The organism is uncultured Shimia sp. (assembly GCF_913054185.1).
Lineage (GTDB): Bacteria > Pseudomonadota > Alphaproteobacteria > Rhodobacterales > Rhodobacteraceae > Shimia.
Genome location: NZ_CAJXIV010000062.1, coordinates 1 through 23,258, shown reverse-complemented (window position 1 = coordinate 23,258; position 23,258 = coordinate 1). Strand labels below are relative to the sequence as shown.

At 57.8% G+C, this 23,258-nt stretch carries 24 protein-coding genes; 3 read left to right on the top strand and 21 right to left on the bottom strand.

The window, feature by feature from the left end:
* Positions 1–608: aminotransferase class V-fold PLP-dependent enzyme (locus QZ517_RS13245; RefSeq protein WP_294227567.1), on the bottom strand; the 608-nt coding region annotated here is incomplete at its 3' end.
* A 169-nt stretch (positions 609–777) separates the two neighbouring features.
* On the opposite strand from QZ517_RS13245, the gene bhcR reads away from it, so the two are divergent.
* The 3 genes from bhcR to gndA all read left to right on the top strand — a co-directional run bounded on the left by bhcR (position 778) and on the right by gndA (position 3,706).
* A complete protein-coding gene (gene bhcR / locus QZ517_RS13240; protein ID WP_294227566.1) occupies positions 778–1,620 on the top strand; it encodes an HTH-type transcriptional regulator BhcR in 843 nt (280 codons plus the stop codon).
* Positions 1,621–1,668: 48 nt separating this feature from the next.
* A complete protein-coding gene (locus tag QZ517_RS13235) occupies positions 1,669–2,223 on the top strand; it encodes a gluconokinase (protein WP_294227564.1) in 555 nt (184 codons plus the stop codon).
* 82 nt (positions 2,224–2,305) lie between these two features.
* Entirely contained in the window at positions 2,306–3,706 is a 1,401-nt protein-coding gene (gene gndA / locus QZ517_RS13230; RefSeq protein WP_294227562.1) for an NADP-dependent phosphogluconate dehydrogenase, read from the top strand.
* A gap of 62 nt (positions 3,707–3,768) precedes the next feature.
* Here gndA and folD read toward each other — a convergent pair whose 3' ends face one another.
* From folD to QZ517_RS13130, 20 genes are all read right to left on the bottom strand, one after another.
* Complete coding sequence (folD, locus tag QZ517_RS13225; protein ID WP_294227560.1) at positions 3,769–4,671, bottom strand: bifunctional methylenetetrahydrofolate dehydrogenase/methenyltetrahydrofolate cyclohydrolase FolD; 903 nt, start codon at positions 4,669–4,671, stop codon at positions 3,769–3,771.
* Between the two features lie 70 nt (positions 4,672–4,741).
* Positions 4,742–5,038 (bottom strand): chorismate mutase, encoded by a 297-nt coding sequence (locus QZ517_RS13220; protein WP_294227558.1) that lies wholly within the window; start codon positions 5,036–5,038, stop codon positions 4,742–4,744.
* A 59-nt stretch (positions 5,039–5,097) separates the two neighbouring features.
* The gene (locus QZ517_RS13215; RefSeq protein ID WP_294227556.1) at positions 5,098–6,774 is read right to left on the bottom strand and encodes a formate--tetrahydrofolate ligase; all 1,677 of its coding nucleotides are present in this window, start codon (positions 6,772–6,774) and stop codon (positions 5,098–5,100) included.
* A gap of 172 nt (positions 6,775–6,946) precedes the next feature.
* Complete coding sequence (locus QZ517_RS13210; protein ID WP_294227553.1) at positions 6,947–7,546, bottom strand: MOSC domain-containing protein; 600 nt, start codon at positions 7,544–7,546, stop codon at positions 6,947–6,949.
* Positions 7,547–7,717: 171 nt separating this feature from the next.
* Positions 7,718–9,634, bottom strand: a complete 1,917-nt coding sequence (gene ftsH, locus QZ517_RS13205; protein ID WP_294227548.1) for an ATP-dependent zinc metalloprotease FtsH — start codon at positions 9,632–9,634, stop codon at positions 7,718–7,720.
* A gap of 124 nt (positions 9,635–9,758) precedes the next feature.
* Complete coding sequence (gene tilS / locus QZ517_RS13200; protein ID WP_294227546.1) at positions 9,759–10,961, bottom strand: tRNA lysidine(34) synthetase TilS; 1,203 nt, start codon at positions 10,959–10,961, stop codon at positions 9,759–9,761.
* Positions 10,952–11,791: a tol-pal system protein YbgF gene (gene ybgF / locus QZ517_RS13195; RefSeq protein ID WP_294227543.1), complete on the bottom strand. Its 840-nt coding sequence runs from the start codon at positions 11,789–11,791 to the stop codon at positions 10,952–10,954. The genes tilS and ybgF overlap by 10 nt, the downstream gene beginning before the upstream one ends.
* 7 nt (positions 11,792–11,798) lie before the next feature.
* Complete coding sequence (gene pal, locus QZ517_RS13190) at positions 11,799–12,302, bottom strand: peptidoglycan-associated lipoprotein Pal (protein WP_294227541.1); 504 nt, start codon at positions 12,300–12,302, stop codon at positions 11,799–11,801.
* A 106-nt stretch (positions 12,303–12,408) separates the two neighbouring features.
* Positions 12,409–13,734 carry a Tol-Pal system beta propeller repeat protein TolB gene (gene tolB / locus QZ517_RS13185; RefSeq protein ID WP_294227540.1) on the bottom strand — a complete coding sequence of 442 codons (1,326 nt, stop codon included), beginning with the start codon at positions 13,732–13,734 and terminating at the stop codon, positions 12,409–12,411.
* Positions 13,731–14,813, bottom strand: coding sequence for a hypothetical protein (locus QZ517_RS13180; RefSeq protein ID WP_294227539.1), 1,083 nt, complete (start codon positions 14,811–14,813; stop codon positions 13,731–13,733). Before QZ517_RS13180 ends, tolB begins: the two co-directional genes overlap by 4 nt.
* A 9-nt stretch (positions 14,814–14,822) precedes the next feature.
* Positions 14,823–15,314, bottom strand: coding sequence for a protein TolR (tolR, locus tag QZ517_RS13175; RefSeq protein WP_294227537.1), 492 nt, complete (start codon positions 15,312–15,314; stop codon positions 14,823–14,825).
* A gap of 3 nt (positions 15,315–15,317) precedes the next feature.
* On the bottom strand, positions 15,318–15,995 hold the full coding sequence (tolQ, locus tag QZ517_RS13170; protein WP_283427256.1) for a protein TolQ: 678 nt from the start codon (positions 15,993–15,995) through the stop codon (positions 15,318–15,320).
* 112 nt (positions 15,996–16,107) lie between these two features.
* The gene (gene ybgC / locus QZ517_RS13165; protein WP_294227534.1) at positions 16,108–16,494 is read right to left on the bottom strand and encodes a tol-pal system-associated acyl-CoA thioesterase; all 387 of its coding nucleotides are present in this window, start codon (positions 16,492–16,494) and stop codon (positions 16,108–16,110) included.
* Between the two features lie 67 nt (positions 16,495–16,561).
* A complete protein-coding gene (locus QZ517_RS13160) occupies positions 16,562–17,848 on the bottom strand; it encodes a mechanosensitive ion channel family protein (protein ID WP_294227532.1) in 1,287 nt (428 codons plus the stop codon).
* Between the two features lie 111 nt (positions 17,849–17,959).
* On the bottom strand, positions 17,960–19,492 hold the full coding sequence (locus QZ517_RS13155; RefSeq protein ID WP_294227529.1) for a glutamate synthase-related protein: 1,533 nt from the start codon (positions 19,490–19,492) through the stop codon (positions 17,960–17,962).
* Positions 19,493–19,635: 143 nt separating this feature from the next.
* Positions 19,636–20,262, bottom strand: a complete 627-nt coding sequence (locus tag QZ517_RS13150; RefSeq protein ID WP_294227527.1) for a hypothetical protein — start codon at positions 20,260–20,262, stop codon at positions 19,636–19,638.
* A 58-nt stretch (positions 20,263–20,320) separates the two neighbouring features.
* Complete coding sequence (locus tag QZ517_RS13145; protein WP_294227525.1) at positions 20,321–21,250, bottom strand: carbohydrate kinase; 930 nt, start codon at positions 21,248–21,250, stop codon at positions 20,321–20,323.
* A 10-nt stretch (positions 21,251–21,260) separates the two neighbouring features.
* A complete protein-coding gene (locus QZ517_RS13140) occupies positions 21,261–21,947 on the bottom strand; it encodes a D-lyxose/D-mannose family sugar isomerase (protein WP_294227522.1) in 687 nt (228 codons plus the stop codon).
* A gap of 169 nt (positions 21,948–22,116) precedes the next feature.
* Positions 22,117–22,833 (bottom strand): SDR family NAD(P)-dependent oxidoreductase, encoded by a 717-nt coding sequence (locus QZ517_RS13135; RefSeq protein ID WP_294227520.1) that lies wholly within the window; start codon positions 22,831–22,833, stop codon positions 22,117–22,119.
* A 62-nt stretch (positions 22,834–22,895) separates the two neighbouring features.
* Positions 22,896–23,258: MOFRL family protein (locus tag QZ517_RS13130; protein WP_294227518.1), on the bottom strand; the 363-nt coding region annotated here is incomplete at its 5' end.

Below are 23,258 nucleotides of genomic sequence, written 5' to 3'. Positions count from 1 at the left end.
CCAGCGGTCAGCATGAAGCCTTTTTGCGAGCCGGTCACGGCAACATCCACGCCCCATTCATCCATGCGGAAGTCCATCGAGGCGATCGAGGACACGCCATCCACAAACAGCAGTGCCGGGTGGCCGGCGGCATCCAAAGCGCGGCGCACCGCGGCGATGTCAGATTTTACGCCGGTTGCGGTCTCATTGTGCGTGGCCAGCACCGCTTTGATTTCATGGTTGGTGTCTGCGGTGAGGATTTCCTCATAGCGGTCCGCTGGCAGGCCTTCACCCCAAGCGGTTTCTACAACCTTCACGTCCAGACCGTGACGCTGGCACATGTCGATCCAACGGTGGCTGAACATACCGTTGCGTGCAGCGAGGATTTTGTCACCCGAAGACAGCGTGTTGGTCAGTGCAGTTTCCCAGCCGCCAGTGCCGGTGGAGGGGAAGATGAAAATCTCCGCGCTCTCGCTTTTGAGCACTTTGCGCACACCTTCGCGGGCCGGGTGCAAGATCTGACCAAACAGCGGCGAGCGGTGATCGATAGTTGGCATATCGCAAGCCTTGCGCAGGCTCTCTGGGATGTTGGTTGGACCGGGAATAAAGACGGGGTTCTGAAAGCTCATGGCAAGTCTCCTTCAAGCGTTGCAATCACCATAGCGAGTACGTTTCCGGCTGAAAATTTTTTTGAAAAATGATTTCATAAATGGAGTATCGAAAATTATTCAATATTGTCAGCTAGTTGATTTTTTCATATTGTGAATGTGCTTTTCAACTAAATCGAAGGGGCAGTTTATGGTTTCTCAAAAGAATGGCGAAAATGACGGCCCCAAGGCCCGTGGCCGCCCACGTGACTGGCATGACAAGACGGCGCAGAACACCATCAAATCACTCGATCGCGCGATGGAAGTGTTTGAATATCTGAGTGAGGATCAGGGCAAAACCCTGTCGCAAATCGCCGACGAGATGGGGCAGTCTCCGGCCACAGTTTACCGTATTTTGGTAACATTGGAAACGCGTGGGTTGGTCGAATTTGAGGGCCGCGAGCAGCTTTGGCACATTGGTCCCCGCGCTTTCATCATCGGCGCACGCTTCCTGCGGCGCACCAGCCTGGTGGATCGCGCACGTCCGGTGATGCGCAAGCTGATGGAACTGACCGGGGAAACCGCCAACCTTGGAGTGGAGCGCGAAGGACAGGTGCTGTTCCTCAGCCAAGTGGAGACACACGCCAGCATCCGCGCGTTTTTCCCACCCGGCACCCTGTCGCAAATGCATGCCTCCGGCATCGGCAAGGCTCTGCTGGCGCATATGGAAGCCGGGCGGCGCAATCGGCTTTTGGCCAACGAAAAGCTCACAGAGTTCACCAAGCGCACAATCACCGATGTCGACGCGCTGCTCGAAGACCTGCTGGCCATTCGGGAGCGTGGCTATTCGGTTGATGATGAGGAGCGCAACATAGGCATGCGCTGTATCGCGGCACCGGTGTTTGATTTTAACGGCGAAGCCGTGGCAGGTATTTCTGTGTCCGGACCAGCGAGCCGTGTGAGTGGCGAGGAAACCGAACGACTGGCACGAGCCGTGACTTCTGCTGCCAAAGAACTGACCCTTGCTATTGGTGGAGAGATTTCCACACCTTGAGGAATGTTTGCGCTATCATTTAGGTAAGGACAGAGAGGGAGGCGCAATATGACCACGATTGATACGGGCAAGGCGATCATTGTGATGGGCGTGAGCGGGGTGGGCAAAACCACGGTGGCACAGGCGCTGGCCGCAGAAATTGCCGGGCGCTACGTTGAGGCTGATGAGTTCCATCCACCGGAAAACATCGCCGCCATGGCAAAAGGTATCCCGCTGACGGACGTGATGCGCCGCCCTTGGTTGGAGGCACTCTCGGAGGTGATGCAAAAGGCGCGTACGTCGCAGCCAGAGACACCCGTGGTGGTGGCCTGTTCAGCGTTGAAGCGTGCCTATCGGGATATCTTGCGCGCAAAAAACCCGGATGCAATTGTCATCTACCTTGAGGCTGACCCGGAAGTGATCCGGGCGCGAATGGCTGCGCGCGAGGACCATTTTATGCCAAGCAGCCTTCTCGACAGCCAATTGGCAACATTACAGCGCCCTGCCCCGAATGAAGCTTGTGTGACTGAGGATGCGAACTTACCGCTCAGCCAAATGGTGCGCCAACTCTGCAACGCACTGAAAGCCAGAGACTGCGCCGATGGATTGACTTCCTCCTGTTAGCGCAGGACACAAGGGGCAGCGCACCGCGACCTCTGGCGGCACGGCCACACCACATTTCTCTTTGAAGGTAAGGACAAATCCGATGACGCTTGCAAACTTTGGCCTTTATGGGCTGGGCACCATGGGCACGGCGTTGGCGCATAACATCGCTGAAAACGGCTTTGACCTTCATGTGGCGTCTTATCGCAAATCTGACATGTTGGGCTTTGTGGCGGATGCCCCTTCTTTTAATGGCAGCTTCACTGGGCATGACAGCTTGGCCGACATGGTCCGCGAGATGCCCACGCCCCGCGCGATCATTTTCCTGATCCCTGCAGGACAAGCGATCGACGACGCCATTGCCGAGGCAAAGCCCCATATGCGGCCGGGCGACGTGCTGATTGATGCGGGCAATTCGAATTTTCAGGACACCCGCCGCCGCGCCGCTGATCTAGAAGCCAGCGGTCTGGCTTATATGGGTATGGGCGTGTCCGGCGGCGAATTTGGCGCGCGCACGGGCCCATCCATGATGGTGGGCGGAACGGGCTCTGTCTGGGAGGCGATGCGCCCGATGCTGGAAGCGATCTCGGCTAAGTTTGAAGGTGCGCCTTGTGTCGATCATGTTGGCCCGGACGGCGCCGGACATTTTGTAAAAACCGTGCACAACGGCATCGAATATGCCGACATGCAGCTTCTGGCAGAGAGCTACGGCCTGATGCGCTATGGCTTGGCGATGTCGCCAGCCGAGATTGGCGCGGAGTTTGAGCGCTGGAACGATGGGCCAATGCGCAGCTACCTAGTGGAGATTTCCGCCGAAGTTTTACGGACCGTTGACCCAAAGACCGACAAGCCGCTGGTCGATGTGATTGTCGACACCGCAGGACAAAAAGGCACCGGTCGCTGGACGGCGATTGAGGCGCAGAAACTGGGCGTGGCTGCCAATACAGTTGAGGCTGCGGTGGGCGCGCGCGTGTGGTCCGCCGGACGCGAGGCCCGCGCCGTTGGTGACGAGATTTTTGCGCCTGCGCGAGGTGCGGTGGCACTGACACCTGCGCAATTGGAACAGGCAGCATTGGCGACGCGCATTATTGGCCACAGTCAGGGGTTTGACCTTCTGTCCAGCGCATCAGAGGAATTTGGCTGGGACCTGGATCTGTCACGCTGTGCAGAGATCTGGCGGGCGGGATGTATCATCCGGTCTGAACTGCTCAGCGGCATCGCTAACGCCTTCCGCAGCGCGCCACCGGCTGGATTGCTGGCCTATGCGCCGGAGATGGCGGCGACACTCAAAGACACGGTTCCAGCCTTACGCGCTGTGGCGGGTGCAGCCATTGCCGCAGGGCATCCGGTGCCGGTGATGACGGCGGCATTGGCGTGGCTTGACGGTATGACACAAGCACGCGGCACGGCCGATTTGATCCAAGGGCAGCGGGACTTTTTTGGCCGTCATGGCTTTGCCCGTGTGGATGGTGGCAACGGCCATCATGGGCCTTGGGCCGAGTGACATAAGTTCAAATCAAAAAGGGCCGCCAAAGCGACCCTTTCCAACTCATATCAACGAAAACCTTACGCCGTTAGGCCTTCCGGCTCTGCCAGACCGTTGGCACGGCAACAGGCCGTCACGGTGTTGGCCAGCAGGCAAGCGATAGTCATGGGCCCAACGCCACCCGGCACTGGCGTGATTGCACCAGCCACAGCCGCCGCGCTTTCAAAATGCACATCACCCACCAGTCGGGTTTTGCCTTCGCCTTTTTCCGGAGCGTCAATGCGGTTGATGCCCACGTCGATCACGGTCGCGCCTTCTTTAATCCAGTCACCCGGCACCATTTCGGGACGTCCCACCGCGGCGACCACGATGTCGGCGCGGCGTACGACCTCTGGCAGGTCTTTGGTGCGGCTGTGCGCGATGGTCACCGTGCAGCTGTCACCCAGCAGAAGTTGCGCCATTGGTTTACCCACGATGTTGGAGCGGCCAATCACCACCGCATCCATGCCCGAGAGCGAACCATGGTGTTCACGCAGCATCATCAAGCAGCCAAGTGGGGTGCAAGGCACCATAGATTTCTGACCAGTGCCCAAGAGGCCCACGTTGGAAATGTGGAAGCCGTCGACGTCTTTGGACGGGTCTATCGAGTTGATCACCAGATCTTCGTTGAGATGGCCCGGCAATGGTAGTTGCACCAATATGCCATGCACCGCAGGGTCATTGTTGAGCTTGTCGATCAACGCCAGCAGGTCTGCCTCAGAGGTGTCGACGTCGAGCTTGTGCTCATAGGAGTTCATGCCCACTTCAACGGTCTGCTTGCCTTTCGAGCGCACATAGACCTGGGAGGCCGGGTCTTCGCCAACCAAAACCACGGCCAGACCTGGCGTGATGTCGTTTTCCTCTTTCAGACGTGCCACATGGCCCGCCACTTTTTCGCGTACCGTGACCGCAAATGCTTTGCCGTCGATGATCTGTGCGCTCATCACGCTCCCCTTTATGATCTGCCCGGGGCGCGCCCCGGTGGGTGCTCTCACACGCGCCGCTCCTTGCGCGTCAGTCTAGTTTGATGGTCTTGGCTTCCCGAGCAATGGACCAATCGATCAACTGGCGCCACAAGGCCTCGGCAATGTCGGTGTCCAGCCCTTCTTGCGCGGCGGTCTCTTTGACCTTGGCAACAACGTCTTCGACGCGGGCTGGGATATTGGCAGGCAGACCTACGCCGGTTTTGATTTCTACAGCGCGATCGATGTAGGTGGTGCGCAGCGCCAACAGGCGGACCAATTCGCGGTCCAGCGTATCAATCTGCGCACGCAGGGTTGGCATATCAGGACAATCGGCGGGGCTCAGCATGGCATCCTCTCGCAAGTGTTGCGCATGCCCTACCCCGCCTGTGTCCAAATCGCAATGCGTCAGAACAGGCCTTCGACCAGACCTTCGTCATTGATGCGGATATTCTCCGCAGCCGGGTGACGTGGCAGGCCGGGCATGGTCATGATCTCACCACAGATCACCACAATGAAGCCTGCCCCGGCGCTCAGACGCACTTCGCGCACCGGCACAGAGTGACCGGTTGGTGCGCCCCGCAGGTTTGGATCGGTGGAGAAGCTGTACTGCGTCTTTGCCATGCAGACCGGCAGGTGTCCGTAGCCCGCATCTTCCCATGTTTTGAGTTGATCGCGGATTTTCTTGTCCGCAAGCACTTCGTCCGCACGGTAGATCGACGTCGCGATGCGTTCGATTTTCTCAAACAGAGGCAGCTCATCTTTGTAGAGCGGTGCAAATTGGCTCACACCAGCGTCAGCGATTTCCGCAATACGCGTGGCCAGCTCGATGGTACCCTCAGAGCCTTTTTCCCAGTGCTGACACAGGATTGCTTCAGAGCCTTGGCCCTCAACATAGTCCATGACCGCTTGCACTTCGGCGTCGGTATCGGTGACAAAATGGTTGATCGCCACAACAACTGGCACGCCAAATTGCTTCAGGTTTCCGATGTGACGTCCGAGGTTTGCACAGCCTTCGTTGACTGCATCGACGTTTTCCGCACCCAGATCAGCCTTGGCAACGCCGCCGTTCATCTTCATGGCGCGAATGGTGGCCACCAACACAACCGCATCCGGCGCCAAACCAGCTTTGCGGCATTTGATGTTCATGAACTTCTCAGCGCCAAGGTCAGCACCAAAGCCTGCTTCGGTCACCACGTAATCCGCAACCTTCAGCGCGGTGGTGGTGGCAATCACGGAGTTACAGCCGTGCGCGATGTTGGCAAATGGGCCGCCGTGCACGAAGGCTGGGTTGTTTTCCAGCGTTTGCACGAGGTTTGGCTGCATCGCGTCTTTCAGCAGCACGGTCATCGCACCGTCTGCTTTGACATCACGCGCATAGATCGGTGTGCGATCGCGGCGGTACGCCACAATCATATCGCCCAGGCGTTTCTGCAGATCTGCCAAGTTGTTGGACAAGCACAGGATTGCCATGACTTCGGAAGCCACAGTGATGTCAAAGCCGGTCTGACGTGGGAAGCCATTGGCCACACCACCCAGCGACGTAACAGTATCACGCAGGGCGCGATCGTTCATGTCGAGCACACGGCGCCAAGTCACGCGACGCTCGTCGATTTCCAGCTCGTTGCCCCAATAAATGTGGTTGTCGATCATCGCTGACAGCAGGTTGTGTGCCGAAGTTATTGCGTGGAAATCGCCTGTGAAGTGCAGGTTCATCTCTTCCATTGGCACAATTTGCGCGTAGCCACCGCCTGCCGCGCCGCCCTTCATGCCGAAGTTTGGCCCCAGGGAGGCTTCGCGGATACACACAGCTGCTTTCTTGCCAATCGCGTTCAGGCCGTCACCCAAGCCAACGGTGGTGGTGGTTTTACCTTCACCTGCCGGGGTTGGGTTGATCGCGGTCACAAGGATCAACTTACCGTTTTCACGATCCTGGACCGAGTTGATGAACTCCTGGCTGATCTTGGCTTTGTCGTGGCCGTACGGCAGCAGATCATCACTGCCAATACCCAGCTTGGCGCCAATGTCCTGGATGGGCTGTTTCTTCGCCTCGCGGGCGATTTGGATATCCGTCTTAAAGCTCATGATGGTCCCTGTCATATAATTTGACGCTCTCTCACCTCATTTGTAGCGCCGAAAAAGTGGCAATGAGATGCGTTTCCGACATATCCGGCACTTCTAGCGTCGGCATGAGAGGCGTCGGTTTCGTTTTGGAGACGTTACGTCAGGATCGGGGACAAGGACCACCCCTAGTTGATCAGGATTTGCGGGCGCGTTCCAGATGGCTCCAGATCGGCTGATCCGGCACAAACAAGCGCATGTTATCACCCACGGAAAGCTTGCCCAATCGTTCGACCCAAGCGGTCACGCCGCGCTTGTCTTTGGCCGCAGTCTTGAACTTGGGACCATATCCGGGGTGAACACCTTCGATCACGCGACCAGGCAGCACACAGGGGCGGTTTTCCATGTCCACTGTGATCGTCACACCATCCGGCCCCTGCAGGCGCGAGTTGGGTGGCACATGGGTGAAATCAGGTATGCCCTTGAGCACAATCGACGCGCCAACCCAAGCAGGATCAACTGCGTCCAACCCCATCTCCTTGGCGATCATGTCCAGCTCCTCCTGAGACAACACCGACAGTTGGCGTACATTCATGATTTCTGTGCCGCGCTCATAAAGTGCTTTCACGCGCACGCAAGAAGGACGTGTGATACCAGAATGAAATTCACCAGCATCCCCGCCAAGCGCAAGGTCCAACGCCGAAACAGACACTGCACTCAGATTTTCTTCGGAGTTGGCCACGCGGCCAAGCCAGACCACCTCAGCTTCAAAAGTTGTGGGTTTCAATGCAGGCATGTCGCGCTCCTCAATGCAGTTCTGAGGAGATACCTAGGGGTAGGATCACGCTCAGACAACCAAAGATAGCTGATGACACTGTTCAACTTCTGTGAGCACGACGCTTCAATAGCAAAACCCCGAAGCGCCCTCACGCTCCGGGGTTTCATGGTCTTGGGCCTGTCCCTCAGGTTAGGCGGTGGGTTCCGGCTCCAGTCCGCCGTCCCCACTTGGTTTATTACGTGGCTTGGTTTTCGGAATGGCGGTCACGCTCGACGCATTGCCTTCGTCATTGCCATCGTCGTCATCGTCGGCATGAGGTGGCTCACCATTCATGACGCGTTTGATTTCATCACCGGTCAGAGTTTCGTATTCCAGCAAGCCCTGGGCAAGACGCTCAAACTCTTCGCCTTTGTCTTTGATGATGCCAACTGCGCGTTCATAACCTTCGTCAATCAAGCGCTTCACTTCGGATTCGATCATCTCTTTGGTGGCGGCAGACACCGAGAAACCACCGGTGCTGCCCTGATAGCCAGCCGCCGCTTCTTGATAATCAATATTGCCAACTTTGTCGGACATGCCCCACTGCATCACCATGGCGCGTGCCAGACCTGAGGCTTGCTGAATATCGCCAGCCGGACCGTTTGACACTTCGTCTTCACCATACTTGATGATCTCAGCCGCCTTGCCAGCCATCGCCATGGCCAGACGCTGATGACATTCTTCCTTGAACATGTTCAGGCGGTCCATTTCGGGCAGGCTCATCACCATACCCAATGCGCCGCCGCGTGGAATGATTGTGGCTTTATAGACTGGGTCACATTTTGGCAGGTGAATGCCCACAATGGCATGGCCCGCTTCGTGATACGCAGTCATTTCCTTTTGCTCTTGAGTCATAACCATGCTGCGGCGCTCGGCACCCATCATGATCTTGTCCTTGGCAAATTCAAAATCTTCCATGGTGACAAACCGGCGACCAACACGGGCCGCGGTCAAAGCCGCCTCATTCACAAGGTTGGCGAGATCTGCACCGGAGAAGCCTGGTGTCCCGCGCGCGATGATGCGCAGGTCAACGTCAGGGCCCAGAGGCGTTTTACGGGCGTGCACACCGAGAATTTTTTCACGGCCTTTGATGTCAGGATTGCCGACGGTCACGTTGCGGTCAAAACGGCCGGGACGCAGCAGCGCAGGATCCAACACGTCTTTGCGGTTTGTCGCGGCGAGAATGATCACACCTTCGTTGGCTTCAAAGCCGTCCATCTCCACCAGCAGTTGGTTGAGAGTCTGCTCACGCTCGTCGTTGCCACCGCCATAACCGGCGCCACGATGACGACCCACGGCGTCAATTTCGTCGATGAAGACAATACAGGGCGCGTTTTTCTTGGCTTGTTCAAACATGTCACGGACACGAGACGCGCCCACACCCACAAACATTTCAACAAAGTCGGAACCGGAGATGGTGAAAAACGGCACGCCGGCTTCGCCTGCAATCGCACGAGCGAGAAGGGTTTTACCAGTGCCGGGAGGGCCAACAAGCAAAGCGCCTTTGGGAATTTTGCCGCCGAGGCGGGAGAATTTCTGCGGGTTGCGCAAGAATTCGACAATCTCTTCCAGTTCTTCTTTGGCCTCATCAATGCCAGCCACATCGTCAAAGGTTACGCGGCCATGCTTTTCGGTCAGCATCTTGGCTTTGGATTTGCCAAAGCCCATCGCGCCGCCTTTGCCGCCGCCTTGCATGCGGTTCATGAAGTAAATCCAGACCCCGATCAGCAGGAGGAAAGGCAGGAGGCTGAGTAGAAAGGCTTGCAGACCAGAGGTTTCCTGGCTCTCTGCGCGCACGGGAATACCTTTGTTGATCAGCAGGTTGGTTACCTCAGCATCAGATGGCTTCACAGCAACAAAGCTGGAGCCTTCTTTGGTGGTGTAGCGTACCTTTTCGCCGTCCAGCGTCACGCTGGCGACCTGGTCTGCATCCACCGAAGCCACAAACTCCGAATAGCTGATGTCGCGGCTTTGCAGCGAGCTGCTGTCTCCGCTGAACAAGTTGAACAAAGCCAGGATCAGCAAAAACAGCACGACCCAGAAAGCTACATTTCTCGCATTGCCCAAGGCAAGTCTCCCTTTCAGAACGCCCGTGACCTATCACGAGCGTGTACAGAGTTAAATAGAGATCGCGAGGCCGTAATCAATGCGATTGTGCGCAATTTCAGGCGCAAAGCGCGGCCTGTGTTGTTTATGTGCGCAGAAGCTGTGCGGTCCAACCGGCGGAGAGCCCGGCCAAAGGTGCGGCGATCAAACGGTCCCCTTGCCAAAGTGCAGGGGTGGCCCAGAGGCTTTGACGGATATGTCCAGTATCGCGCCAATCCGGAATTTTTGCGAGTCCTTCTTTCCCAAGCGCCTTTATTTGCAAGGCATCAGAGGGGGGGGCACCGTCATTGCGCAAGCCCCAACGGCCATCCCAGAGCCCGTCGGATGCAGCCACTTCATCTCTCACGGCGGCCCATTCGCGGGTTATGCGCAGGCTGTTTTTGCTTGGCACAATCAAACAGCCGTGAAGCGGCGTTGGCACGTCCGAGACCATCACCTCTTGCAATGGGCGGAACCGAGGCCGGTAATCTTGACCAGACACGTGGCAAAGCGCATCGGCGAAGACCTTGCTGCGCAACGCTTCAGGCACAGCGGCAAAAGCAGCCCGGTCGGCAACCATGTCTCCAATACTGTCCTGCACAAACAGCTTGCCAATCTGCGCTTCGGCCCATTGTAAGATGTCTTTCTGGCGCTGCATGTGCGCGGCGGTTTGCGCCAGCCGTTCTGATGTGAGGCCCAGAGGAGCCAAAGTTTCAAACATCTGACGCGCCTTCACACGATCAAATTGCGTATCCTTATTGCTGGGATCATCAGCCCAAAGAAGATTGTTTTCGCGCAAATACGCACGCAAATCGTCTCGGGATAGATCCAGCAGCGGGCGCAGCCACGTGACCCCGTCTCTTTCTCGGCGCGCGGACATGCAGGCCAATCCGTCCACACCAGAGCCGCGCGACAGACGCATCAGGAATGTTTCTGCCTGATCATCTTTGGTGTGTCCCAAGGCAACATGGCTTAGATTGTACTCCTTGGCCCAAGTGGCAATGGCCTGACGTCGCCCATCTCGCGCGGCATTTTGCAAGTTGCCAGTTTTGTCCCAGGTCCAGTGGAGAATGTCGTGGGACAGGTTGTACTGTGCAGCATACTCGGAGACCAAATCCAGCTCGTCCGCCGCTGCCTTGCGCAGCCCGTGATTCACACTGACCACAGCCAAGTCTGTCTTGCCCCACTGTCGCAACAGGTCCAGCAAGGCCATGGAATCGCCGCCACCGCTGACGGCGACACCGATACAATTGGGAATGTCTGTACCAAACACCCGATCAAAGGCGCTTGAAAGCTCGTTTAAGAGCACTGCAAAGTGACCATCTCGCTCTGTGCGGCGGTCTGATGCTCCGAGCCAGGATAGCGCACACCCACTTCATTAAGGGTCACGCAGGCCTCATTTGTTTGGCCCAATGCTCCAAGAGATTTGCCAAGCCGAAACAGCGCCTCTGGGGCTGTGCCTGCCTGTGGCGCGCCGGAATAGGCCTCAAGGAAGGCCCGTGCCGCACCAGTCAAATCGGTTTTACCCTCAAGCGCTTGGCCCCGGCGCAGATGCGCTTCGGCCTCAAGCGGGCTGCCTGGGTAGGTCTGAACAAACGTGGCAAACTGATCCGCCGCCGCGCCAAACTCACCAGCGTCCAACGCGGTCATGGCACGATTGAAATCCGTCTCTTCACCAACGGCGAGTTCGGTTGGCGCACCATCGCCGGAGCCGGTGTCATCGCCGCCACCTGTCGATGGTAAGCTGTCCACATCGCCGCCCAGGGTAGTGGTTTCACCCAACTGGCTCAGATCGCCGCCTTCAAGCTCCACAAGCCGGAACTCCAGATCGCCAATGCGGTTGGTGCCATCGGTCACAACCCGTTCCACACGATGTTGCAGCTGTTCGGTTTTGCCGGTCAGTACTTGCAGCTGTCGTTCGATCACGTCCACCCGCTCCAGCGTGGTGGCGCCAGTCACAATGGTGCCTGCAGAGCCGGTGGTGGACAGCTCGCGTTTGAGGTGCTGCATTTCCACATAAAGCACGGAGAGTTGCTGGCGGATGTCCGCCAGCGTTTCTTCACGTGTCTGGGCCACGCCCATCATCGGCGCCACGGCAAGCGCAAGCGCGCTTAGAGAAGCAAATACGTGCGCTTTCATCTGTCTATTACCCCGACAGGTTGGCTGTCAGCACTGTAACCGCGCGGCGGTTTTGGGCGTAACAGCTTTCTTCTGAACAAATTTCAATTGGACGCTCTTTGCCGTAGCTCAGGGTGCGAATGCGGTTTGACGCCACCCCTTGGGACACCAAAAGCTCCTGAACCGCGCTGGCGCGGCGTGCGCCCAGCGCCAAGTTATACTCGCGGGTGCCCTGCTCATCGGCGTGCCCTTCGATCACAGCCACATAATCTGTGTTCTGCATCAGCCAATTGGCCTGTGCCAGCACAACCAAACGGCCCTGCTCGCTCAAAGTGGACTGATCCACCACAAACAGCACCCGGTCGCCAACAGCCTCTTGGAAGTAGGCGATGGAGGATGGATCGGCGTTGCTGCCCAGGTCGCTGCCGGTGCCTGCGCCAAAGTCGTCATCGTTGCCAAACCCACCTGGGTCCGTACAGGCCGCCAAGGATAGTGCGGCCACTGTCAGCACTGCTTTTGTCCATAGTTTCATGCGTATTGCCTCGCCTCTATACCCGTCGTTTTTGCATTCTGCGTTCTTCTTATGACGAAGTCTTATCACAAGCTGCTGTGCAAGCAAAACGCGGGTGTTTCTTACTTTACTGCAGCGGTGACCAGCTGGGATCAGAGCCCCCGCCGTTGATCTTCACCGGTTTCAAATTCCGTCCTGATACGTCCACAGAATAAAGCGAGGCCGCACCGCCTGCGCCACGGGTTTCGCGGGTGAACATGATCACACGGCCGTTGGGCGACCAGGTGGGGCCTTCATCCAGGAACGACGCTGTCAACAGGCGCTCTTCGCTGCCATCGGTGCGCATCACGCCAATGTGGAAGCGGCCTTTATGTTGTTTGGTGAAAGCAATCAGATCGCCGCGTGGTGACCAAACCGGCGTGCCGTACCGGCCTTTGCCAAAGCTGATGCGCGTGGCCTCACCGCCGCGCGAGGACATCACATAAATCTGCTGCGAGCCAGACCGGTCACTTTCAAAGACAATTTTGCTGCCATCCGGGCTGTAGCTTGGCGCTGTTTCAATCGACGGGGTGGAGGTGAGACGCTGTCGTTTGCCTGAGCCGATATCCATTTTATAGAGGTCAGTGTTACCGCCTTCGGTGACCGACATCACCACGCTTTTGCCATCCGGGCTGAAACGCGGCGCAAAGCTCATGGTGCCGCTTTCGTTTGAGAGCACTTTACGGCGCACCGAGCCCACATCCAGCACGTAAACCTGCGGGAAGCCGGTTTCATAGCTGGTGTACAGCACGCGATCACCCGTTGGAGAGAACCGCGGTGCCAGCACAATTGAACTGCTGTCTGTCAGATATTGCAAGTTGGCGCCGTCGTAATCCATCACCGCCAGACGTTTCTTGCGATTGTTCTTGGGGCCAGTCTCCGCAACATACACCACACGGCTGTCAAAATAGCCGCCTTCACCAGTGATCCGCGCGTAGACCGCATCCGCCACTTTGTGTGCCATGCGGCGCCAGCCATCGGTGGTGCCTTTGAAGCGCAACCCGTTGCCCAGTTCGGTGCCGGCAAACACATCATAGACGCGGAACTTCACCTCAAGCTGATTGCCGCTCACGGATACACCGCCGGTGATCAGCGCCTGTGCGTTGACCGCTTTCCAGTCGGCAAATTGCACTGGGCTGCCAAAATTGGTGATCGAAGAGATATGGGCCTTGGCCGGGATTTCCCGGAACAGGCCTGTGCCGTTAAGGTCCGCCGCAATCACGCGACTGATGTCCTTGGCCACCTGATTGGAGCCTGGGGTTTCTGCCACAAAATCCGGCACCGCATAGGGCATCGGTTCAATCACACCATCGGTGATTTCGATGCGCAGGGGCTGGCTTTGGGCCGTCACCGGATGGGCAAACTGGCCCATCGTCAGGATCCCGATCACTAGGGTCGCAAAAAGTCTCATCATCTGGACCTCATTTTCTCCGGGTTAAATGTAATTTCAACATCCCGCCAATGGTCATACTTTTCCGCTGGTAGGTCGTATCCGCTTTTCTGACAGCGCAGCACAGCGCGGCGCGCCGCAGCAAAGGCGGTTTTGGCAGCCGCGTCATCGCCACCCTCATAGCTCAACATGCGAATGTCACCCTGCACCTTGCCGTTCTGATCAAGGTTCAGCCCCACCACAACAGTCACATCCGCAGCACGGGAACCAACATCAACAACCCAACACTGCTGCACAGCCACCCGCAGACCGTCTTTCTCGCCACGGGTGAGCGGCGGGCCAGATGGGGCGGTTGGGGTCGACTCGGTTGGCGCTGCAGCTTCAGCCAGCGCCGCGGCAATCGCATCTTCGGCTGGGGTTGGCTTTGGCTCTGTCACACTTGGACGCAGGCGTGGGCGCACAGAGCGGGTTGGTGCTGCGCTGGCCACCTCATCCTGTTTTGGCTCGGTAGCAATTTCCGTCGAGGCGGCTTCTGGGGCGGTGTCTTCTTTCACTTCTGCCGCAGCCTCGCCCGCCTCATCCGGTCGGGTGGCTTCCTGTAAGGCATCGGCAATTGCGGTGTCTGGATCCGGCTGCGCCACAGGTTCGGGCGCCACACGTTCCACCGGTGCGGGCACAGGTTTGACTGGCGTGTCTGGGATAATGACAGCTGTATCGGTCTCCGGTGTGGGAAGTTGTGGCGTGGGCTCTGCGGCCACCTCTGGCTCCGGCGGTGTTGGCTCCGCTAGCTCAGTTACATCAGGCGCAACTTCAGGCTCGACCGCGATGGGTTCGATAGGTTCTGGCTGCGGCACCACCGCATCCTCCGGCGCAGTCACCTCCGGCGCGGGCTCGGTTTCTGCCGGCGGCTGCGGCAAGGCAATCTCAGTAGAGGTCTCCGGGGCCTGTTGGCTTTGCGACAGCGCATCAAACTCAGCCGAAGAAATCATGGCGACATCCACGACCTCCATAGGCGGCGGATCGGAGTCAAACACCCCGCCCAACAACACCCAGCCAATCAGGCCGGTGTGGGCAACGCCCGAGATATAATGCCCGATATGCACGTGCGCGCCCTAGTTGTCCGTCCCGGTTGGGTCAGTACCATCCAATGCCGGACCGCCCATGTCGGTTACAAGGCCCACATCGTTAAAACCACCCGCGTTCAAGGCGCCCATGACCTGCACCACGGCCTCATAAGGTATTGCGCCATCCGCCCGCAGATACACCCGATCTGATTCACGCTCAGCCGCCACGGCGCGCAGTTTCGGGATCAGATCTTCGGCAGCCACGGCGGTGGTCATGATGGTGATGCCAAGGTTGGCATCAATTGTTATGGTCAGCGGCTCTTCCTGCTCGCCCGGCAGCGGGTTGGCTGCGGTTTTGGGCAGCTCCACCGGCACGCCCACGGTCATGAGCGGCGCAGCGACCATAAAGATAATGAGCAGCACCAACATCACATCCACAAACGGTGTGACGTTGATCTCACTCATCGGCTGGCTGCTGCGGCGATTGCGACGGCGGCGTTTTCCACCTCCGCCACCTGATTTCATGACACCGGCGCCCATGGCTTAGGCGTCCAACTGGCGGCTGAGGATGGTGGCAAACTCATCGGCGAAGGCTTCATAGCCTGACACGATCCGGTCGCTGTCCGCGCTGAGTTTGTTGTAGAAAATCACCGCCGGAATAGCCGCCAGCAGACCCAGTCCGGTGGCGAGCAACGCCTCGGCAATGCCGGGTGCCACAACAGCGAGGTTGGTGTTTTGCTGCGCCGCAATCTCGATAAAGGCATTCATGATGCCCCAGACGGTGCCGAACAATCCAACAAATGGCGCGGTAGAGCCAACGGTGGCGAGGATTGGCAAACCGTGCTGTAGTTCATCCGCCTCTTTGGCAATGGCCACATCCATAGAGCGGTCAATCCGGCTGGTGGCATTGGCAATCAACCCGCCATCCTGTCGGTGACTGCGCTGCCACTCGACCATGCCCGAGGCAAAGACGCGCGCGGAGCGTCCCTTTGGTTCTGGCCCCATCTCCTCAAAGAGTTTGTCCAGCGGCTCGCCAGACCAAAAGGACCGATCAAACCGGGCTGCTTCGCGGCGGGCCTTGCGGTACATGATGTGTTTCTGGAAAATCACCGACCAAGACCAGAAGGATGCCACAATCAGCATCACCATCACCAGTTTTACGGTTAAAGTTGCGCGCGCAAAAAGTGCCCACATCGAGAAATCGACTGCTGCGTGTTCCATATAGCCTGCTCTGCTCTGTGGCCCTCTGTCGGGGCCTTGTTTGCAGGCAAACGTAGACGGTTTCTACGGGGAAAGCCAATAAATTGGCGTCGCTCGCGGGAATTTGCCCGCTTTAGTGCACCATTTGGCGGATATTTGCCGGTAAACGCACCGGTTGGCCTGTTTCATTCATACAGACCACCGTGACCATGGCGTGAAACAGCACTTCTTCGCCACGCTTCACGTGTTGCTCCATCACCAAACGCGCGGCGGTGACATTGGCCACTTCGGTCTCCACAGTCAGTAAGTCGTCGAGCACCGCACTGCCAAGATAGTCGCACTCCACGCGGCGCACGGCAAAGACAATGCCTTCAGCCTTCATTTTGTGTTGATCCATGCCAATCTCGCGCACCCATTCGCTGCGGCCGCGCTCGATGAACTTGAGGTAATTGGCATAATAGACAATGCCCGCCATGTCGGTGTCCTCGTAGTAGACGCGGATCGGCAAGGTGTAAGACATTGGCGGCTCTCCTAAACTCAACTTGAGATAGGCGTATGGGGAAAATGCCCCTTGGGCAACATTGTTTTTATTCGGCCTCCACTGGAATCAAATGTACATCGCGCTGCGGGAATGGGATCGAAATGCCCTCGGCGTCAAAGCGCTCTTTGACCTGTCCGGTGAGCCCCCAATAGACATCCCAATAGTCTTCCGTGGCGACCCAGGGGCGGCAGAACAAGTTGACCGAACTGTCGCCCAACTCCCCCACAAAAATCTCCGAAGCGGGATCTTTGAGACAGCGCGGGTCAGCCGCGACCAGGGTTTTAAGCACCTCGATGGCCTGCGGCGCATTGTCGGAATAGGCAATGCCAAACACCAGATCGACCCGCCGGGTTTGGGCTGCGCTGACATTGGTGATCACATCGCCCCAGATTTTGGAGTTTGGCACGACAATGATCTGGTTGTCGAAAGTGCGGATTTGAGTGGAGACCACCGACATGTCATCCACAACACCACTGGCGCCGGAGACCTCGATGTAGTCGCCGGTGTCAAACGGCTTAAGCACCATGATCATCAACCCGCTGGCCAGATTGCCGAGCGTGTCCTGCAAGGCAAAGCCAAGGATAAAGCTTAGGCCGCCAAAGACAGCAAACAGCGGGGTGACGTTCACGCCCGCTACGCCCAAAGCGACCATCAAGCCAACCACCACTGTGATCCAATAGACCACAGTCAGCACAAAGCCCTGCAGCAGTTTGGACATCGCCGGCAGACGGCTCAGCCCACGCGCAGCGAGATTGCGCACAAAACGAGCAATGAACAACAGAACAAATAGGGCGACCAAAAACACGCCAACTTGGATCAAAAGGCCAAGTCCGCCGTCGAGAGAGGTTAGCCAGCCCATCGCAATTGCAGCCAAAGTGCGGGCATCAGTGGCCCTCAGCGTGGCGGAGGCCGTGGCAGACAGAAATTTCTGATGCGGTGAAATGTCGTCCGTTGCACCGCCTTTTGCGCTCCAGTTGGATAGGACGGCCTTATAATTGGCAGCCACGCGGGCATGCTCTTCCGAAACGGCTGCCACTTGCCGCCGCGCCGTCTCGGCGGCATCACCGGACAAGCCCTCAAGCGCCACATTCAGATCAATGAACTTGCCCATGCTGTTGGATGTGTGCCCCTGCCAAACCTCCGCCAAATCTGCCAACTGCGAGATGGTTAGAGGAACAACGTATAACTCCAAACTGGATGTCGGCACTTCAAGGGCGCTGGCTTTGGACATCATGTCCTCAGAGGAAGCTTGTGCCGTGGCAGCCCAAACGCCAAACACCAAGCACATCAACAAACGTGACACACCGTCAAAATTTCTGCACAAAAATCTCATCTCAAATGCCTCATCAAATGCGGGAAGCTTTGGACACTCTTTCGCCAAGCCGCCCAAAACTCAAGGTTTTTGGGCGGCTTCTCTACTTACTGCGGTCCTTTTTGGCTGCCCCTAACCGCCAACACCGGCAAAGCGCACGCCACTCAAATCGGCCATCTCGCGCTTCCACGTAGTGATGTCATTCGGGTTCAAATCCGACAGGCTGCTGTGTCCGCAGGCCCGTGCCAGCACCTGCATCAGCTCAACGCTGGCGCCAAAATAGCGCGCGAGCTTCTCAGCCCCGATCTGCACATCCAGCTTCTTGCGCAGCTCGGGCTTTTGCGTGGCAATGCCCACCGGGCAGTTGTTGGAGTTGCACATGCGCGCCGCGATGCAGCCGACCGCCTGCATGGCAGAGTTGGACACCGCCACTGCGTCAGCGCCCAGCGCCATGGCTTTCACAAAATCCTCCGCAACGCGCAGGCCACCGGTGATCACCAACGAGACTTCACCGCCGGTTTTGGCATCCAGATGCTTGCGCGCCCGCGCCAAGGCCGGGATGGTTGGAACAGAGATGTTGTCTCTGAAAATCAACGGCGCAGCCCCGGTGCCGCCACCACGGCCATCAAGGATGATGTAATCCGCACCCGCTTCGAGCGCGAAGTCGATGTCGGCTTCGATGTGGTTGGCTGAGAGCTTAAAGCCAATGGGAATGCCACCAGAACGTTCGCGCACTTCATCGGCGATGCGAGCAAAATCCTGTGGCGTGTGCAACTCCGGGAAGGTCGATGGCGACACCGCGCTTTGGCCGGGCACCAAGCCACGCACCTCGGCAATTTTGCCCTGCACCTTTTCGCCCGGCAAATGCCCGCCGGTGCCAGTCTTCGCGCCTTGCCCACCTTTGAAATGGAACGCTTGCACCCGCTCGACCAGCTCTGGCCTCCAGCCAAATTGGGCAGAGGCCAGCTCATAGAAATAACGTGAGTTCTCCGCTTGCTCCTCCGGCAACATCCCACCTTCACCGGAACAAATCCCCGTGCCTGCCACTTCTGCTCCACGCGCAAGGGCCGTTTTGGCCTCTTCCGAGAGTGCGCCGTAGCTCATGTCTGAAACAAACAGCGGGATGTCCAATTGGAGCGGTTTTGCAGCACGGGGGCCAATGACCACGAATGTATCCACGTGGGCATTGTCCAACAGCGGCTTACGAGCCACTTGGGCTGGCAGTATCTGAATGTCATCCCACAGCGGCAGGTCTTTGCGTGGCACTCCCATCGAGCCCATCTCGCCGTGATGCCCCAGTTTGCTCAATCCGTCCTTTGCCAGCTCGTGAATACGGGCCACGGTGGGCTCTTCGGGGGTCGGCACTGCCTGAGGCACTTCCGATTGGGGAGCTGGGGCTGGATCACCCGCTTTGGCATCCGTGATCCGGGCGTGCGCCCCGTCACAAAACGGCGCATTGGCGCTGGCCTTGCACTGGCACAGATGCGCCGGGCCACTTTTCTCTGCAGTGAATTTTTGCGGCTTCATCGCTGTGCCAGCGTGACTGCCGTCACAAAACGGTTGGTTCTTGGACCTCCCGCAACTGCACCAAAAATAGGTTTTGCCGTCTTCCAGATCCACTTTGACGGGTCGGGTCGCCGCAATAATGGGCACATCACCTGCCATGTCACACTCCTTGTTCGCGTTTGGCTACACAAACAGAGTGCCTCAAAAGGATGTGTCAAAAAACCGGTACAACCGCACACGAAACACTGCATAAATGCACGTCAAGGACAAATTACCGCGATTGGAGTGCAAAATTGCGGAGACTATCCCAATCGCAGCCGCGCAAACAGACGCAGCGCATGGCTGGCATCCCCGGACGCGACCGGCATCATCCGGTCATAAGCGGCCGCAATCACCGCTGCGATCTCAGGGCGTAACACAGTGGCACCATTGTCCGGCACCACGGCCAAAGGAGAAGTGTCCGCAAACGCTTTTGGCCCCCAAGTTACAATAGTTTGGACCGCTTCACCTAGAGCCAAGGATTCGGCTGGGATCTGGGACATAGCATCATTCATGCGCAAGAATACAAACGCCGCTTGGATACTGCCGTCATTGTCAAAGCGGAACCCACGGTATTGGGTGGCATCCGCCTCTTGCAGTCGGCCAACTAGCGGCTTCAGATCGGGAATAAGGCGCTCAAGGTCCGGCACTTCCAGAAGCTCGTCCCACTCCCGAAAGAAGAACATCATCAAGTTGCTGCCGAGCTCCGGATCGGTTTCCGCCATTTGGTGGCCAACCAAAGTGACCACCGCTTCAAGCGCGCCTTTGACAATTTCCAGCGTCGCGTCCTCAACACCGAACACCACTGGCGAAATCGGGCGTCCCCAGCGGGCAAACCCATAGCTGCCGTCGTGGCGGGTAAAGAGAGTTTCAACGTCCTGCGGTGTCATATGCGGCTCCTGTCAGATCGTCCGCTATGTGCCGCCAAGCCAGACCTAAAGCAAGCCCTTAGGTGAGCTCGCTGGCCCAGGGCGGATTGGCGCCGGCCCGTGATACGGTCACGCCTGCCACCTTGGCGCCAAAAGCCAGCGCGGCGGCGGCGTCCTCCAGCGACAGGTCCCGCACCTTGGCTTTGGTCAGAACACCAAGCTCTGCCAGTTTGGACAAGACACCGGCGTTAAACGTGTCACCCGCGCCAACTGTATCGACAACCTCTGCCTTCTCAGCCGCTACGGACAACTTGTGACCACTTGCCAGATAACCGTCCGCGCCGTCGCCGCCACGGGTCACCAAAACCAGCGCCGGCCCCTGCGCGATCAGCTGCATGGCCCGCGCATCAAGCGTGTCGCCTTCTGGTACCAGCCATTTGAGGTCTTCATCAGACACTTTCACAATGTCCGCCTTGGCAAACATACGTGCCAAACGCGCGCGATAGGTCTTCTCATTGGCAATAAATCCCGGGCGTATATTGGGGTCAACCATCACCGCACGGCCCGCACTTTCACGCTCAAGCAACTCGGCATAGGTGTCCGCACAGGGCTCCACCGCCAGGCTAATTCCGCCAAAAAACAAAGCTTTGACTTTTGGCTCCACCGACACCAGGTCGGAGGGTTTAATCATACGGCCAGCGGTGTTTTCATCATAGAACGAATAGGTTGCCTGCCCGCTGCTGAGATGCACAAAGGCCATGGTCGACGGGCGCTTTGCCCGGATCAGGGCTTTGGTGCTGACATTGCTGGCGACCAGTTCGGTCATCAAGATGTCGCCAAAGCTGTCGGTGGAAATGCCGCTGACCAACCCTACACGTGCGCCCAAACGGCCCAGCGCAACGGCGGTATTGAACACCGCGCCGCCCGCATGTGGTACAAACCCTGTGCCACCTTCGATGGTTGGACGGGGGATCATGTCAATCAGCGCTTCGCCGCAACACAGGATCATGTTTGCCTCCTTAGGTCAGCAATTTTGCGTAGTCACTCACCAAAAGATGGGTTGGTGCGACGTCTTCTTCGATCTCAGCAAACCGGCCAATCGGCTCGCGAAAAACATTGTCGGTCTCATCATCATTCACGGTGGAGACCTCGCCAATCAGCACGTCACCGCCCTCACCCCAAAATGCGTGCCAGTCTCCCGGCATCAGGGTCAGGCTTTCACCCGGTGCAAACTTCAGCTTCTCCCCCGGTGAAAATTCACGCGGGATGCCATCACACATCACCATGCCACCGCGGTCCTCAGCAAAGTTACCATCGTCATCAGAGCCATACAGCTCCACCACCATAGTGGCCCCGCCACGGTTAATAATGTCTTCCGCTTTGATCACATGGGTGTGCATCGGAGACAGCTGATCCTGCCGTGAAATCAACAACTTCTCAGCGTAGCACATGCCACCACCGCGTTGCAGGTCGGCCAGCCGCCCATTCCGCAGGGTGAATAGAAACAGCCCCATTTCGTCAAACCGGCCTGCGCCATAGTCCGTTATGTCCCAACCACAGCGTGCCATGATCAACGCCTCTGCCTCTTTGGCCCGCGCTTTGAACTCATCCGGCGTCCAATAGGCAAAAGCGGGCAGCTTGAAGCCATAAGAGCAGATCATGTCGTCCGCAGCCGCCATGATCTCATTGATGTTTGAGCGTTTCATTTCATTCTCCCAAAGTCGCTGGAGACCCAGTAACCTTTAGCGCTAACAAATTCCCATCTTCCCTATGCCACAAGATGGCTTTGGGGCAACGAAAAATAGCTGAAGAACAAAATTTGCGGCTGCTGCGCAAAGAAATGGGCCCCCGCGACGTGCACGAGGGCCTCATTGTTTAGAACGTGCGTACGTCTGTGATGATCTCAGCGCCAAAGCGATCACTCAAAATATGAGCGCAGATTTTCGCGGCAGTGTCTTCTGCCTTGGCCAAGCCACCTTCAGCTTTCATCGACTTGAACTGATCCAACAGAGCAAAGTCTTCTTCCGGCGCAGACCGGATGGTCGCTTGCATTCCAGTGTCGATCACACCAGGCGCAATACTTTCCGCTTTCAGGCCGGAAACAGCATCTTCGACCATCGCGCGCGCATGCATATCCATCGCAGCCTTCGTGGCACAGTAGACACTCCAGCCAGTGTAAGCGTTGCGCCCCGCGCCGCTGGAAATATGCGCAATCCGGCGCTGCGCGCCTTCGGTTGCGGCCACAAAGGCATCACTCAGGATCAGCGCTGCAGTCACGTTCACCGACACAGATTGTGCAATCTTACCCGCGTCCTGACGGCCAATTGGGGCGATGGGCTCGACAATACCTGCATTGTTGATCAACACCGCTTCACGTGCGCCTTCCAGGAAACCCGCAAACTCCGCGCCCGTTGCAAGGGCGCTCACCGACGCCGTGTCGCCCAGATCCAGTGCCACTTCGGTCAGGCCCGCCACATCCGCGCCAATACCGGAGCGGGACAGCCCCAACACCTCATAGCCCGCCTCGATCAAACAGCTCACCATGCCTGCTCCAAGCCCTTTGGAGTGGCCCGTGATAATCGCCTTTTTCATCATCTTGCTCCCACAAGTTAATTTGTGAACCATCTTTAAGCGGCAATGCCCACAAGGTGCAATTACTTGGTGATTAGGATGGCCCGAAAGTCATTCACATTTGTGAGCGTTGGCCCCGGCACCACCTGCGCGTCGATCTTCTCAAAGAAGCTATGCGCATCGTTTTGGGACAAGGCCTGTGCCGCATCCACGCCCTTTGCCTGCGCTGTTGTCAGAGTCTCTGGTCCAATCACAGCACCTGCAACTTCAGCGGCGCCATCGACGCCATCAGTGTCACAGGCAATCGCATGGATACCCTCCGCGCCCTCCAGCGCCAACGCCAACGCCAGCGCAAACTCTGCATTGGGACCACCCACACCGTCGCCACGGCGGGTCACGGTCAACTCGCCACCAGACAACAAAACACGGGGGCCCCGCCCCACCTT